We start from the raw sequence: 15,206 nt of genomic DNA on the forward strand, positions 1-15,206 counted from the left end.
AAAGCCACGTAGAGCTTATACACTCTACGTGGCTTTTTGCATGTTTAACTAGTTGCTAGTACTCTGTTACGATTTTTTGACCTCACTAGTATCATTCATAAATAATCGCCAGAAGTATAGGAAGCCTGGAGCAAGAATAGCAAATCCTACGATATAGACAACAAACATAGCTCGAAAGTTATCTGGGTGTGTGAAGCCTGATTCAATCGTAACATGTGGATAAACCAAATACGGAAGATGAGCCACGCCATAGGCATAGCTAGCTAACAAGTACTGGATGACGGCAGCAATGGTAGCCAGGCGAGGTAAGCTAAGCCAGCCTTTTCGTTTAGACGTACCAAATAGTGATGCATAGGAGAGTAGGAAAAAACCAGCAGAAGCAACGAGCCAGCCAATTTGAGAACGTAGATTGGTATATATCCAATTAGCTTCGGTAGACATGGTGATCACAACAGCAATAGCCAGTACAATTGAGATGGGACCTACAATCCGAGCATCTCTGCGATAAATTTGAAATGCTTCTCGCTCACCAAGAACATTAGAAAAATCGGCTAGTAATAACGAAGAAAGAAAAAGAGTACTAGTTATCGCCAGTCCAATATACATATATTCATGTGGACTTGAAAACAGCCTGAGTAGTTGAAGCTGTTCGTAGCCATTTTCAAGCGTTATAAAACCGCCCTGCGTGATTGGTAACACACTGATTAATAGAGCAGGAATTAAGATGCCAGTAATACCTGAGACTATCGACATCATTTTACGATAATCCTCTACTACATGAGAGAAGACTAGGAAGGCACTTCGCAGCAACAGCAATAGCAATATTAAACTACCAGGTATAATCAATACAGTACCTAATGTATAGGTAGCCCCTGGGAAGAAGGTAACAAGTGCTATGACGATAAGTACAATAAAGACATTCGTTACTTCCCAGGATGGAGAGAGGTAACGATTAGCGATTTGCGTTGCTTTCGTCTGCTCACGATCACGATAAATCATGGACCAAAAGCCTGCGCCGAAGTCAATGGAAGCAGCGACTGAGTAAATAAATACGAAGCCCCACAGCATTGTAACGGCAATAATGGTTTCACTCATGCTTCTCCCTCCAAACTGATGGGATGTCGACGGAAATAATAGCGGAAGACTAGGATTGTTGCGATAGCCATGAACAGATAGATTCCTAAGAATAACAGAAATAGCGTACCTAAGCCCTGTGATTGCGTAGTAGCATCTGCTGTCTTCATAACACGATATAAAATCCAGGGTTGACGGCCCGTGCATGCGAAGATCCAGCCAGCCTCGATACCTAGCATGGATAAAGGACCACTTAGGACAAAAATCCACATTACCCACCGAGGATAATGAGAATGTTTGAGCCATTTTTTCCAAGCAAAACCGATAAAACCAACAAAAATGAGTGCACCACCAACCAAGACCATAAAATTAAAGAGAGTGTGGACAAAGAGTGGTGGCCATTCATCCCTTGGAAAGTCATTTAGCCCAACTACCACCTCATTTGGTGTGTTTCCGGCTAGCACACTTAGCATCCAAGGAATTTCGACCCCATATTTTACTTGCTGTGTTGCCTCATCTGTAACACCACCAAGAACAAGAGGAGCATGGGACTGAGTCTCAAATAAGCCCTCTGCTGCGGCTAATTTTTCTGGTTGATATTGATGTAAATGTTGAGCTGAATCATGCCCATTAATCCCTGTTAATAAGGAAAATGTACCGCCTACCACTAGACCCATTAATAAGGCTTTTTGATGAAACGCATATTCACGCGAGGATTTGTTAACTCGTAGCATTTTGTAGGCAGCGATGGATGCTATTACAAATGCACCCGTCATATAGGCGGAAACAACTACATGCCCGGCTGTGACAAAAAAGCTGGGGTTAAAAAATGCCTTCCAAGGATCTACGTCAACCACTTCTCCATTAACCAAATGAAAGCCGGTCGGGGTTCCCTCAAAGGCGTGAACATTAGTAATGAGCACAGCAGAAGCAGTCGCCCCAATCAATACAAGTAGTACACTTAGGATACGCATTTTGGGAGATAGTCGATGTGCTGCATATACATAAATAGATAAAAATAAGGCTTCTAAAAAAAAGGCAAAGATTTCAATTTGGAATGGGAGGGAGATAACTTTGCCGACGACTTCCATAAAACCGGGCCATAGTAAGGATAATTGAACACCTGAGATCGTTCCAGAGGGAATAGCGATTCCAAGTAAAATGGCCTGTCCCTTGGTCCAACGCTTTGCCATTAGTGAATAGTCGGTGTCCTTCGTGCGTTGATACAACAGCTCTGCGATTAAAATCATTAGCGGTAAGCCAACGCCAAGCGAAGCAAAAATAATATGAAAACCCATAGTCATTCCAAAGGTGCTTCTGGCGATCAGAATTTGATCCATATCCCATCAACCTTTCTCCGTAACAAGTTCCTCCTTACCTTTGCATATTTTTCCTGTTATTATGCATGGAAGCTGGAAAAATCACCCATTTACTAGGGGAATAGATTGATTACTAAGGAAAAACGTGCTAGATTCAGGTTCACCCGTTCAACAAACGTCTGTCCGACGCAAGCCTATGCGGTGTCAGACCGTAGAGAACCGGAATATTATCGGATAAATTATGGTAATCTAGCGGAGGGATTTATTAGCGTCTATTTACGAGAAATCTACAGCTTCGCAACTGTAGGTGTAAAATAAATCGGCGACCGAATATCGATGTTCGATTTATCAATCGCACAAAAAAAGAAGGAGCAGTATTCGCCCCTTCTTTAGATATATTTGGGTACCAAAATAATCTTAAGGTACAGTTATGAATTTGGAGGTACAGTATTATTGTAGAGTTACTAGCTTTTATGCGACCCAACATTTGTCTTTTGCTAGAAAGCCGTGCTTCAGGTTCACGACTCCCATTAGTAAGTCTCTCTTAGCTCATACTCATCGAAATTTCGAGTTCAACAAGTTCTCTAACCGCTTTGATACCAGAATGAAGGTCTCGGTTCAATGCCTTCGCTTCAAGCTAAACCCCAATACCGTTGCTGACTTATTTGTGATTTACAAATCAGGCTCCTGTTTTTCAAGCTCTTGAAGCATCCCTCTTAATTGTTCTACCACTGGAGCCGGCGCTTTCTTTGGTGAACCTGAATCAAACGGGGGCATAGGATCGTATTCCAAAATCAGCTGAACCGCTTTGCTCATATCTTCCCCCGATTCCCATGCTACTAATTGGAGTGCCATGTCGATGCCGGAGGAGACACCGGCTGCTGTAACAATTTTGCCTTGGCGAACCACTCTCTCATCAGTTGGGATGGCACCAAGAGAATGGAGTAGGTCGAAGGAGCTCCAATGACTAGTTGCCTTCACTCCATGTAACAAACCTGCGGCACTCAAAATTAGAGAACCGGTACACACCGATGTAGTCCACTTCGTCGTCTCATGTATTTGCCGAATCCAATTCAACGTGGTTTCATCATTCATCGGAGTTTTATAATTAGGCGGACTGCAACCAGGAACGACAAGAATATCAGCTGAAGTTACTTCAGAAAAACTGTAATCCGCATGCAAATAACCCATTTTCGAATCCAGTTTGATTAACCCCTTATCCTTAGCGACAAACTTTACTTTGCTGCCCGTTACGGCAGCAAATACTTCATACGGCCCCAATGCATCCAGCGCTGTGATCCCATTGTAAAGCATGATTGCGACTTCCATGATGATCCCTCCCGTAAGCAATATGAATAATTCATCTCACATACATATTACTATACCCACGTAAGGTATATCGGTGTCGATATTGTGAAGAACACTATTCGGACGTTATGGTCATTCGAATTTCAGAAGGGTCCATTTGTCTTAAACGGAGCTATTCAAAGGAAGCCCAAATGTCCACGCTGTGATTTTATAGTGTACATTTCTCATATGCTTACTGTGGTTTGATTGGCAATTATAGTACGCAAAATCTTTATCCAGTAACGCACTCGCTTCTTGAGGAAGTAGTAGCTACTTCGAACGGTACTCAATTCCAACTTTCAAGATAGACGCGGGCAGGGCCTGTATTCTTACAAAGGAAGAGATGGCCGGCTTGGCATTATATGGGGGGGATTGGCGGGGCATTATAACGTGAGGAGAAAGTTTGGTCTTTGGATAACGGAAGAATACGAAAAATGTACCACAACAACGACCTTACAATGAAGAATAAAGTAGCTTGTATTATCTGTTTTAAGAATGGGATGAGAGATCGTAGTAAAGAAAAAGAAAATTAATATCTAAAAAATGAAAGAGCCTCCCTTTAGGAGGCATTAGATTAATTTATTTGATCACATTGCCAAACATTACAAAAACTTTGTGGTTCAGCAGCGATTGCCGCACTGGAAAGTGATAAGATCATCAAAGTAATAAATCCTATAGTACATATCTTTTTCATATAATCACTCTCTCTTTTTAGTAGTGTAGGAATTTAATTTTCAGAAATAGTTACCATGGACATTCCTGTTGCATACCTTTAGGCGCTGGTTTGCATTCAGGTTTACCTACTGGACAATCGGATTTAACATAAGGATCGGGGTTGCACAAATTTGCAAAAGTAGGCTTAGGTGAAATTGTAACCATGCCTCCAACGATTAATGCAGCAGTAAAAAATACACCCATTATTTTCTTCATGAAATGATCTCCTTTGCTGTTAAATTATGTATTGTTCATCAATTATATTATTATATTATTATTTATATTTCAAACTTTTAAATAATACAGCAAGAAATTATTGGTATAAATTAAAAAATGATAAAATTCTGTTTCGTTATATAAAATTAATTGATTAAAATCCCTATGAAACTTTAAGATTTAGAGATAACTACTTCAGATTGTACGAGTATTGTGGAAGCTTACCCAAGGAACAACTATTACAAAGTCTACAAAGATTACTAGATAATTATGACAAGGAAACTGGCAAAAACGTTAGATAAAGGGAAGGTATTGTGGAGATGACAATGATATGCAAAAGACCTTACGTTTTATTCGATTCCGAGTAGACAACCAGACCTTGATCACGACAAAATCATGGCGATCAATTATAAATTGACGGAACGTAAACGTTATAACATCAAACTTTTCTCATTTGCCCACAACTGGACCAAGTGTTGTATTGAACGCATTAAATGTCAAAATAGTTGGGTGATTGACAAGTTTAAGTCGTTTGTATTAAACTAAGTTTTGTAAGTTGCGAAGGCACGCTTTTGAGTCTATTCCGTATTAGTGTGATGGCCTAACGGTTGCCAGAACGGTCTATTACAGAGCGTCAAAGAAGACGCGGTCACAATGCCCTAGAAAATGCATTCCCTTTGCGGTCATGGCGGAATTGGCAGACGCGCTAGATTCAGGTTCTAGTGGTGGCAACACCGTGGAGGTTCAAGTCCTCTTGTCCGCACCAATTAAGTGATGCGGGTGTAGTTCAATGGTAGAACTCCAGCCTTCCAAGCTGGTCGCGTGGGTTCGATTCCCATCACCCGCTCCATAGATTTTTTCTCTAAAAGCCTTGTATATCAAGGCTTTTTTTATTTTTATCTCTATATACTTTTCTCATAATCCCACATTGGGGACGAATTGGGACTAAAATATAACAGCAAAAACGTCCGAATTTAGGTTCGGACGTTTGGTTTACCTTTTATAATCTAAAGATGTTTATTCAGATAAGGAAATATAAGTAATTTAGAAGCTCTTCTCAAAATCTGCATTACCTTTTCCTTATTAGTGGTTCTCCCTTCAATGTGAGGAAGGGGAATTATTTTGGTAAATAAGCCTTCTAAATCGGGGGATAGGAACACCAGCCTCTACAGCAGATTTTATATTACTATGGTGTTCTCTTAAAACATCTAAAATCTGTTTTGCCTGGTTCTCATTTAACCCTTCTGAAATAACATGATCCAACTAGGCAAACGTTTCTGGATCTACTGCAAACTCCCTCATCAAATTTAGATAAAATTCTAACCTTTCTAATCTTTGTTCCAAAAATCTCTTTAGTCATTTGCTTTATCCCTATTTAAGAGTTTTTATAACAAAACTTCAACTTAAATATCGTTAGGTGTTAAAGAGCGTACATTTACTCTTGCCTTTACAGCACTACCTTTTGTTCCTGCAAATCTAAGTCTATACTCGCCCTCGCCGTAATATTTAGATGCTTTTGGAACTACATACTCGGCTACTTCACCAGTTTTCACAGGCTCGATACCCCAAATTTCTGTACCGTCCTCAGAAAGAAGTTCTAGTCGGAAACTTTTGCTTCCTGTATTCTCTACGTGTACACGTAGGTGTGGGTACTTGCCATTATGAGAAGAGTAATCGAAGACAAAGGAACCTTGACCTGATTTATAGCTCACGTCCTCATCTTTAGCAATTGAAACGTAAGGTGATATAGTCTTTTCATCTATAGATTTTTCACTTACTACAGCACTAGAAGCCTCTGGCTTAGTAATATTATCAGAATTAACATTAGTAGAAACATTTGGAGAAACGGTAGAAATACTTGGATGGGCGTTAGCACCAGTGACTACTACGGCTGTAACTATTAACGCAACAGGAACGGAAAATAATTTACTTATTTTTTTCATTGTTTTTATCCTCTTTCCCTTTATATAAGTATATTTTACTAAAAATCTAACTATTTTACATTATTAGGAATACATATCATTCTAGTTGTCTTCAATGAATTTCTGAAACACGGCTTTATTTGTTCTAAAAGGTTTTCCGTACAGCTTATTCACATGTGCGACAACTATTTTTTCAATAAAAAATATTTTTTCCCCTTTGAACGCAAGGGCATGATAAACTTGAATGGAGCATTTTTTAAATGCTTGATATGGGGTGTTCCAAAGCTTTCTGAGGGCCAATGGGAACATCCCGTTTTTATTACCTTTTTAGCTTCCTTCTCTCGACATCTATCGTCGTCCCATGCTAACATCTTTCAACTCCTTTCTGTGAATATTCCTTCTTTGCTATCCTCCTTTCTCTGGCAACCACAAAAATGATAAAAAAATGTAATTTCTATATTTTGTGTGGATTACCATTTGTTAGCTTAATTATATATCAAGATATACAAATTCTAAGAAAAAATTTTTCTGTTAATTTTTTATAAAAAAAAGAGAGGATGCAACCCCTCCTTTTACCAACCTTCACCATATCCATTTGTTGATACACTTTGTTCTGTAATTGTTGTTGAGATTGGTGTGTCAAAACTCATTCCGATAAAACCTAATAAGGACAGAATCATTAGTGAGGAAATTATAGCTTTTTTCATTTTGGATATCACCCTTTGCCATAATATTAATAAACATCTCTTTGTGTTTTTCAGAAGGGGTAAATTGATAATGCATAAGAATGATACGTTTTAGTCGCTCTACATTTTTGAAATAGAGTGCCAATTGTAGAGCCTCGATGTTGTAATGGAATCCTAAATCGTTTTTCCCCCTTACACAATAATATGTAGATAACGCTTGAAATAATCTTAGTTTATATTTCTGATTAAGGATATCCGTCTTATTGGATAGCTGGTCAATTTCTTGTTTGTGTTTTTGTAAAAGCTCATCAATGTTGTGAATCATTTCTTTTTGGAGATATGATTCTATTGCTGCGGGTAAAAAAAGAAATAATTTTTTGGGATCAGGAGAGATTAGCTTTATATGTTCATCAATATACTCCACATGTCCCATATCAACGTGTATCAACGTTTCATTAATTCTAGCTAGTTGAGCATACTCTTCACTATAAGAAGAATATTCCTTCACTACAAGAAGGGCATTTTCATAATCTTTCAAACCCTGATAGCTAAAAGATTCATACAACAAAGCCTCTGCAATATATTTCTTGTTATTCTGTGATGTAGCTAATTCCTTTAACTCTTTTGAATACTTCAACAATTTATCCCAATTCTCAACGACGTTATAAAAAGTCAATATTTTGTAATATGCCTCAAATCTATATTCTTCTGGAAGTAAAGGGAGGTATTCAAAAAGTTGATGTAAAGCTTCAAAGCCAGAAACAGGTAGGTCTACATCTCTTGCTATTAAAAAACGTTTAAAATATGCGATAGCTAATTGTACACTACGTGTCGTACTGTTGGATATCACAATTTCATACAACGGTAAGCTGTAGTTTCGTTGGTCAGAGGAAAAAATATGCTCTGCCATCCTAAATGTCTTGTCAAGAATCCTTTTTCTATCTGTTTCTTCGTTGATAAAATACATGATTTTCTTTGTAATATCATATCTTTCTGCTTTAATGCAACCGATGAAAAAGTCAGCGGTTTTTATAGGGGACATACTCCCAGATTCATTGAAGCATTCACCTAGAAAATCTTCATAGAAGGTATCTTTTTGTAATCCCAAGGCTTCTGTCATCGAATCTAATTGGGGCAATGTCATCTTCCTTTTGGAATTCAATATTTGGCTGATGATAACTGAGTCAATTCCAGTAGCTAGTCCAAGGTCTTTTCGTTTCCACCCTTTACCATCAAGTGCTTCTTGTAAACGTTGGCGTAATTCTATCTGCGCACCTTCATAATTGTAATCTAAGACGTGCATTTACCTATCCCCTTTTTCGTTTGTGGAAATATAAGGAAAATATAATTTTCCATTATCATACTGTAATTAGATAATATTGTAAATAAAAATGAAAGTAAATGAGTAATGTTTTTAAAAATATTAAGTACCTATAGGTTCTTAAATACCGCAGGAGAGAGTAGAAAATCTACTCATCAATGCCTATTGTTCCCGTTCCCATTCGTAGAGGTGTTCCATGCGGAAGTTTGGCATGTACATCTGAATGATAGAAGTAATGGAATACATAGCTTCTGGAGACATCAGTTTGGTATTAGTGGCATAATGCGAGATCATTCTAGCTGAAAAACCTGTTCGTCTCGCTAACTCAGCTTGTTTCATACCAATAAGATTCAGAACGGGTTGTAATAGGCATTTCCCACGTATGTAAGATGCCATTACATTCATTCCCTATAGGTTACTATTTTGACTCTGTCGTCTAGTGATAATTTAAGCAGGTAAGTGATCTTTCCGTTCACTACATAAAAGTGTGTATTACAAGGGTAGATGTTCAAGAAATATAATTGTCCTGTTGAGATTAGTATATTACGTAATTTGTCATTACGAAACTGACATTTTACAATTTGTGCAAATGTTTATTTGTGATGACGATAGAGTAATGAAGCAATATCTCTTATAGAAGGATCATAATTTCTAAAACTCTGAACCAATCACATCCTTGTTACACTAGTCAATCGGGCACGCAGTTGCTAGTGGGCAAGCCTTTAAAAAACATAATAACTTTATCGGTTGGAGCATTGGCTTTATTGATTGGAATATTCTATTTAGCGATTAAATTTATGAAGAAGACCAAGAACTAATGGTGTTGAAAAACAAAAAATGGCTATGTTAATTTATATTGGTGTTTTAAGCTGAAAAAAATAGAGTCGGCTCTACGAATATGTAGAATCAACTCTATTACACTATGGTATATCAAGCACCAAATATTCCAGAAGCCGCCTTAATTAACTCAGCTACATTTTCTTATTTAAAATAGCTTCCAATTTACGTTGACACTTCATTTGATAATTTTTCTGATTTAATTTTTCTGTATTAAATCGTCCGATTACCGTTCTAACATCTGTATTATAGATGATTAGTTTTCTATACTCGTCATTTTCTAATAAGACTTTGTACCAATTACATTTTCTTATTTTTTTAATGTTTTTCGTAATTTGTTCTTCGTCTGGCTTTAAAAATGGTACATACATTAATAAATTTAAAAAATCAAGAATCAGTGGCATTCGTAATACCTCCCACAAAAATATCTACTTCTCTTTATTTATGGTTTAAGCTGAAAAGAGTCTCAAATTTCTGTATTTTAGTTAAACAGCAGTGCCTTCCAACCTTATACAAAAACATTCACGCTTGGTCTTAGAAGGGACTGACATGAGTGTTTTTGTATTTCTAAAGTAGAAATGCTCTTCTTACTCTCACTAACTACCTAGTTTTAACTAAAAATTGTAACCAAATTCCTGCATCAATAAAAGCCACTTTTCTATACTTGGACGGTCTTTCTTTTCCTTTGGTAGAACAATGTAGGCAGGGCGTTTAGGAGGGATGCTTCCTGTTAGCTTAATTTGACAGATACTCCCATCCTCTAAAGCTCTGCGAACCATAGAGCGTGTTACTAGTGATAAACCTAGTCCTTCTTGTACCAAATCGAGGGCGAGATGAGCCCCATCTACTTGTAGACGTGGGATATAGCTAGGTGGGAGAGTCTTGATAATCCACTCGGTGAAGGGTGTACCCCAATTGACTAGAATCAATGGTATTTTACTTAGATCGTCTACATCAATACTTTTTGCTGAACTGAGCGGATGATGAGGTGATCCTACCAACAGAATCTCATCTTCGTAAAACGGGATAATTTCATAATTAGGCAGTGAGGGCGGGGTATATACCATACCAATTTGGATAATTTGATCATGCAGATAGGTGTTAATGTCTGAAGAATGCCCGGTTTTCGTCCTAACAGCAATGGTTGGATAACGTAGATAGTATTCCTTTAGAATTGGCTCTAGAACGTAAGACCAGAGCGAAGAGACACTACCGATTGTAAGACGATCTTCATAGGGTTGTAAGGAGGCAACCTCCTGCATACCCTCCTGAGCTAGCTTGATGATACGCTCTGCGTATGGCAATAATGCGAGTCCAGCTTGTGTGATTTCAACACTCCGTTTATCCCGAACAAATAAGGGCCTGCCAATTCGTTCTTCCAATTGCTTAATACGCATAGTAACTGTGGATTGAACCAAATGGAGAATTTCAGCGGTGCGTGTGAAATTGCGGGTTTGCGCTAGTGTATAAAAAGCTTTTAACTGCTCAAAGTCCATAATATAACCTCTTATGCATATATTTGATTACTGTGAACAAAAAGATTCGTTTCTCAAATCATACAATACTTTGTAATCTGTTGATACTGATAATTCGAAAAATCGAAAGTGAGTGACAGTTGATGATACAGGGATTTCACATTTTAAAGAAAACGCCAGGCGCCATTAGATGGTTGCTAGCCTTGTCCTTCTGCATGAACCTTGGCTTTTATGCCTTAATTCCATATTTGACACTTTATTTGACCGGTAGCTATGGATGGGCATTATCGATGGCGGGATTGGTTTTGAGTGTACGCCAGTTTTCTCAACAGGGCGTAGCCTTTTTGGGAGGAATTATTGCCGATCGATGTGGATATAAGCTAACGATGATATTAGGGATGATTGTGAGAGGTTTAGGTTTTCTCGCCTTTGCCTTTTGTACCGAAACCTGGCATTTTTTCATTGCAGCAATCTTTTCTGGACTGGGAGGTTCGCTATTTGAACCAGCTGTTAGTGCTTCGTATGCTGTATTGACACCTGAAGGAATCCGTAAAGATGTATTTGGTGTAAAGAATGTCCTAAACAATGTAAGTGTTGTGGGTTCACAATTGGTCGGTACAGCATTAATTATGGTCGATTTCTATTGGCTGTCCATCTTCGCTGGTGGGTTATACTTCTTATGTGCAGGGCTTGCCTTGCTAGTGTTACCACCGCTGGCTGTAAAAGCTACTAAATCAAATGTGCTGAGGAGTTTTCAGACTGTCATTTTGGATCGAAGCTTTATGCTTTATACGTTTATATTGATAGGACATTATTATATTTATATGCAATTGTTTTTGGCCATTCCACAATTTGTTGAAGATACCTTGCAAAATAAAATGGCAGTAGGAACTGTGTTGTCAACAGTAGCTATCGTAACAATTCTGTTTCAAATGAAGGTACTCCAATGGTTGAGCAACTATAGTCAACGGTTTACATTGATTGGGTTGGGCACTTTGATAATGGCATTTGGACTATTTTTATTTAGCTTTTCAAATCAATTATGGATGATTTTGCTTGATGCTAGTATTTTTGCGATCGGCACAATGATCTCTGTTCCTTATTTAATTGATATGGTGCCGTATTTTGCCCCTAAACACCAATTAGGCGCTTATTACGGGTTTAATGGCTATGCACTTGCTATAGGTGGCTCTATTGGGACCTCATTAGGAGGATGGGCTTATGAGCTTGGAAAACAATTGTATATGCCATGGTTGCCGTGGGGAATCTGTTTAGCAATCGGATTTCTTGTATGCTGGCATATGTATCGAATGGAGCAAAGAATGGCGGTACAAACTAAGAGAGTGGCTATCTAATTCTTGCTGGATATTTTCACTGTTGTCGATTCAACGCAGAAATTGGGGGTAAAAAGAAAGAGAAGAGTGCATAAAAATTGAAACGAAATGGGCTTCTCATACGTATGGATATATATAATACTACCGGAGTTGGATTCTGGTTGAAAGCGAGGGACATAAGGTGGAAGATAAAAAGAAAATTCGCCACATGCTATTCTTCACTGGTTCATTCGGGTTTGCTGTCTTCGCTATGGTTGTTGTCACAGAGATTATTCGTGTCTCTATGCATTAGCCTTATACTCAGAAAAGCGAATGTAGAATGTAAACGTGAATCGGATAGAAAGAGGGGCGGCCATTATGGCCGTCTTTTTTTATGGTACATCTATATTTTTCGACAATATGTAATCGTTTGTGGATAATTAAAAAAAGAAATCCACAAGGATATATACCTGTTTAACCACCTTTTGCACAATTGCCCCACAGGCTATCAACAGGATTTCCACAGCACTTGTGGATATCGGAACGATTGTTCGTTTTTTTATAAGCTGTTACAATACGGTATAGAACAAAAGGGAGGTGACAAGCGTGAGATACTTAAGTGATACGATGTTGATAGAAGTATATCAACGTGCAGTCGCCCTTCATCTCGATGCCGATTTTATTTTCCTGGTAGAAGCTGAAATGGCGCGTAGGAAACTCTCTGTTCAAAGTGCTTAAGTCATGAAGGTATTAGAATTACAGACATATAAATAGAAAACGGGCAAATAGAGATAGCCACCCTATGTAAGGGTGGCACTTATTTTTCTACTTAGAGTAGGATTTCAAACATCGTAATATTATTCAAGGGTTGCTTATTTTCATGCAAATCTTCTGGGAAATATAAAAACACTGGACCTTTCTCTCGAATTGGTCTACCGTCTTTTGAGAATTGGAGAATTATTTGCTTGGATTTTTCCAAAGAAACATCTACATAATCTTCTTGTTCACGGTGAATACGAAGAGTCGTAGCATTTGCATAAGGCTTGGCATTTTCCAAGAAAGGTGCAAATTTGATTGCATAATCGCCCTCTAGCACTTTTCGTTCTTCTACCAAGCTTTTGCGTTGACTAGGAGGGGTGGAGCCTTCCTTCATTTCTTTTTCCCAATGTAGAGCTGCACCACGGATATATTTCTGCGTCTCTTGTAGCTCCAGATTATCCTGTTCCATATAAGTAGACAGTTCGAATTTTCGGTCATCAAATACCCAAACACTTGGATCAATGGTGATAGGGAATTCTACAGCTCCCTTTACTACAATCACGTCTGCCATTTCGGTCTTCCTCTCTGTTAGCGCTCTTACTACTTAATTATTGTATCGCAGGATGTAGAGAGCTGCAATGAATGTGCTTGGTTACAAGTGTTTATTGACAGCGTTTTCAAAGGCATTTAACATATTATACACTATGAATAAAAGGTTATCCCCTTTTCAAATGACGCGTTATGACGTACTATGTATGTATGGTAAGGACGTGTCCAAACGGAGGGATAGGTTTTGACAGACGTAAAAATTCATAACGATATGGCCAATAAAGCTTTAGCGTTATTAAGAGCAGATGCGGATAAAATATATAAATTAATTGATGTTCAGATGGAGAACTTGAACATGCCACAGTGCCCTTTGTATGAAGAGGTGCTTGATACACAGATGTTTGGTCTGTCGCGTGAAATTGAGTTCGCGGTTCGCCTAGGAGTAGTAGTAGAAGATGAAGGCAGAACTATTCTGGAAAATCTTGAACACAAATTAGCCGATTTACATGAGCTCTTTAACGAAAAAAAATAAAAACTCGCTAGGAAAGCTTTCTTTCCTTAGCGAGTTTTTGTTACGTGTGGACGATCTAATCAAAGAAGAAGGCTGTACCAAGAATAAGATACACAATTAACAATAATACTCCTTCGAACCAGTTGGTTTTACCGTCCCGACAGATCGAAATCGTGATAATGGTTGATACGGCAATTGCTGTGAGTTCTGGAACAGTAAAGACGATGTTCATAGGGGACCCGAATAAGAGACTGATTAAGACCAGTGTAGGAGCTACGAACAAAGCTACTTGTAAACTAGAGCCCACAGCAATTTCCACAGCTGCTCCGATACGCCCCTTCATAGCGAGCAGGATTGCGGCACTATGTTCAGCGGCATTTCCAATAATGGCAATGACAAAAGCTCCCACAAACAGCTCTGACCAGCCGAAGGTATGTGAGACTGCTTCCACACTATGTACTAACCACTCGGATACGACTGCTACAAAGAAAGTAGATACCACGAGCATGATGATGGATACTGGCTTAGACCAGACAGCCTCGCTCTCGTGCTGTTCCACATCAGTGAGAAATGATTTATGTGTTACCATGGAGAAGATCAGCCACAGCGCATATGCAAGAATTAATAATATAGCGATTACGATCGACAAGGTGTTAATCTTTTCAAGGGATAGTTCAGACATAAAGATAGCAGGAATAAACAAGGAAACTAAGGCTAAAGTCATCATGGAAGCGTTGTGTCCGGCTAGTTGACTATTAAAGATTTGTTCTTTAAACTTTAAGCCACCAAGCAATACGCTTAATCCTAACACTAATAAAAGATTTCCGATAACGGAACCTGTGATAGACGCTTTCACCATTTCAAACAAACCTTCTCTAACTAAAAAGAACGCAATAATTAATTCAGCTGCATTGCCGAAGGTTGCGTTTAAGAATCCCCCAATACGATCACCTGCATAATGAGCGACATTCTCGGTAGCTTTTCCTAACCAGGATGCGAGAAAGATAATAGCTATGGAAGCTGTGATAAATCGTAATACTTCATTGTCAGTGAAATAGTGAAAACCAGTTGCCAGAGCAAAGCTTCCTCCTACCAACGAATAAAATAGTCGCATGCTTTTCATACCATATAACCCCTCATTTCTTTCCGGATTATTTCAATCT

Annotated in this window: 15 protein-coding genes and 2 tRNA genes; 6 read left to right on the top strand and 11 right to left on the bottom strand. The window is 38.5% G+C overall.

Annotated elements, in window-relative coordinates:
- Window positions 1–66: 66 nt before the first annotated feature.
- Window positions 67–1,095, bottom strand: coding sequence for a cytochrome d ubiquinol oxidase subunit II (locus tag BrL25_RS18460; RefSeq protein ID WP_018672103.1), 1,029 nt, complete (start codon window positions 1,093–1,095; stop codon window positions 67–69).
- Window positions 1,092–2,414 carry a cytochrome ubiquinol oxidase subunit I gene (locus BrL25_RS18465; RefSeq protein ID WP_018672104.1) on the bottom strand — a complete coding sequence of 441 codons (1,323 nt, stop codon included), beginning with the start codon at window positions 2,412–2,414 and terminating at the stop codon, window positions 1,092–1,094. The genes BrL25_RS18460 and BrL25_RS18465 overlap by 4 nt, the downstream gene beginning before the upstream one ends.
- A gap of 105 nt (window positions 2,415–2,519) precedes the next feature.
- Here BrL25_RS18465 and BrL25_RS24895 point away from each other — a divergent pair, with 105 nt between their 5' ends.
- Window positions 2,520–2,711, top strand: coding sequence for a hypothetical protein (locus tag BrL25_RS24895; RefSeq protein ID WP_140575718.1), 192 nt, complete (start codon window positions 2,520–2,522; stop codon window positions 2,709–2,711).
- A gap of 354 nt (window positions 2,712–3,065) precedes the next feature.
- Here the strand turns inward: BrL25_RS24895 and BrL25_RS18470 are convergent, their stop codons facing one another.
- Together BrL25_RS18470 and BrL25_RS18475 are read right to left on the bottom strand one after the other, a co-directional pair.
- Window positions 3,066–3,722: a DJ-1/PfpI family protein gene (locus tag BrL25_RS18470; protein WP_018672105.1), complete on the bottom strand. Its 657-nt coding sequence runs from the start codon at window positions 3,720–3,722 to the stop codon at window positions 3,066–3,068.
- A 762-nt stretch (window positions 3,723–4,484) separates the two neighbouring features.
- Entirely contained in the window at window positions 4,485–4,670 is a 186-nt protein-coding gene (locus BrL25_RS18475) for a hypothetical protein (protein WP_018672107.1), read from the bottom strand.
- Between the two features lie 679 nt (window positions 4,671–5,349).
- Between BrL25_RS18475 and BrL25_RS18480 the strand changes: the two genes are divergently transcribed.
- Both BrL25_RS18480 and BrL25_RS18485 read left to right on the top strand, forming a co-directional pair.
- Window positions 5,350–5,436 (top strand) — tRNA-Leu (locus tag BrL25_RS18480).
- A 10-nt stretch (window positions 5,437–5,446) separates the two neighbouring features.
- Window positions 5,447–5,520 (top strand) — tRNA-Gly (locus tag BrL25_RS18485).
- 553 nt (window positions 5,521–6,073) lie between these two features.
- Here the strand turns inward: BrL25_RS18485 and BrL25_RS18495 are convergent.
- The 5 genes from BrL25_RS18495 to BrL25_RS18520 form a co-directional block, all read right to left on the bottom strand.
- Window positions 6,074–6,613, bottom strand: a complete 540-nt coding sequence (locus BrL25_RS18495) for a hypothetical protein (RefSeq protein WP_018672108.1) — start codon at window positions 6,611–6,613, stop codon at window positions 6,074–6,076.
- Between the two features lie 618 nt (window positions 6,614–7,231).
- Entirely contained in the window at window positions 7,232–8,581 is a 1,350-nt protein-coding gene (locus tag BrL25_RS18505; protein WP_018672110.1) for a helix-turn-helix domain-containing protein, read from the bottom strand.
- A 180-nt stretch (window positions 8,582–8,761) separates the two neighbouring features.
- On the bottom strand, window positions 8,762–8,995 hold the full coding sequence (locus BrL25_RS18510) for a helix-turn-helix domain-containing protein (RefSeq protein ID WP_018672111.1): 234 nt from the start codon (window positions 8,993–8,995) through the stop codon (window positions 8,762–8,764).
- Between the two features lie 575 nt (window positions 8,996–9,570).
- Window positions 9,571–9,840 (bottom strand): hypothetical protein, encoded by a 270-nt coding sequence (locus BrL25_RS18515; protein WP_018672112.1) that lies wholly within the window; start codon window positions 9,838–9,840, stop codon window positions 9,571–9,573.
- A gap of 210 nt (window positions 9,841–10,050) precedes the next feature.
- Complete coding sequence (locus BrL25_RS18520; protein WP_018672113.1) at window positions 10,051–10,932, bottom strand: LysR family transcriptional regulator; 882 nt, start codon at window positions 10,930–10,932, stop codon at window positions 10,051–10,053.
- Between the two features lie 122 nt (window positions 10,933–11,054).
- On the opposite strand from BrL25_RS18520, the gene BrL25_RS18525 reads away from it, so the two are divergent.
- Window positions 11,055–12,266 carry an MDR family MFS transporter gene (locus tag BrL25_RS18525; protein WP_018672114.1) on the top strand — a complete coding sequence of 404 codons (1,212 nt, stop codon included), beginning with the start codon at window positions 11,055–11,057 and terminating at the stop codon, window positions 12,264–12,266.
- A gap of 564 nt (window positions 12,267–12,830) precedes the next feature.
- Window positions 12,831–12,962 (top strand): sporulation histidine kinase inhibitor Sda, encoded by a 132-nt coding sequence (gene sda, locus BrL25_RS18530; protein ID WP_018672115.1) that lies wholly within the window; start codon window positions 12,831–12,833, stop codon window positions 12,960–12,962.
- 91 nt (window positions 12,963–13,053) lie between these two features.
- On the opposite strand, the gene BrL25_RS18535 is transcribed toward sda, so the two are convergent.
- The gene (locus tag BrL25_RS18535) at window positions 13,054–13,554 is read right to left on the bottom strand and encodes a hypothetical protein (RefSeq protein ID WP_018672116.1); all 501 of its coding nucleotides are present in this window, start codon (window positions 13,552–13,554) and stop codon (window positions 13,054–13,056) included.
- A 249-nt stretch (window positions 13,555–13,803) separates the two neighbouring features.
- Between BrL25_RS18535 and BrL25_RS18540 the strand changes: the two genes are divergently transcribed.
- A complete protein-coding gene (locus tag BrL25_RS18540) occupies window positions 13,804–14,064 on the top strand; it encodes an Fpa/YlaN family protein (RefSeq protein ID WP_035312096.1) in 261 nt (86 codons plus the stop codon).
- Window positions 14,065–14,119: 55 nt separating this feature from the next.
- On the opposite strand, the gene cax is transcribed toward BrL25_RS18540, so the two are convergent.
- A complete protein-coding gene (gene cax, locus BrL25_RS18545) occupies window positions 14,120–15,166 on the bottom strand; it encodes a calcium/proton exchanger (protein WP_018672118.1) in 1,047 nt (348 codons plus the stop codon).
- Between the last annotated feature and the right edge of the window lie 40 nt (window positions 15,167–15,206).

Origin of the sequence: Brevibacillus laterosporus DSM 25 (assembly GCF_002706795.1) — a bacterium.
In the GTDB taxonomy this organism is placed as follows: Bacteria; Bacillota; Bacilli; order Brevibacillales; family Brevibacillaceae; genus Brevibacillus_B; species Brevibacillus_B laterosporus.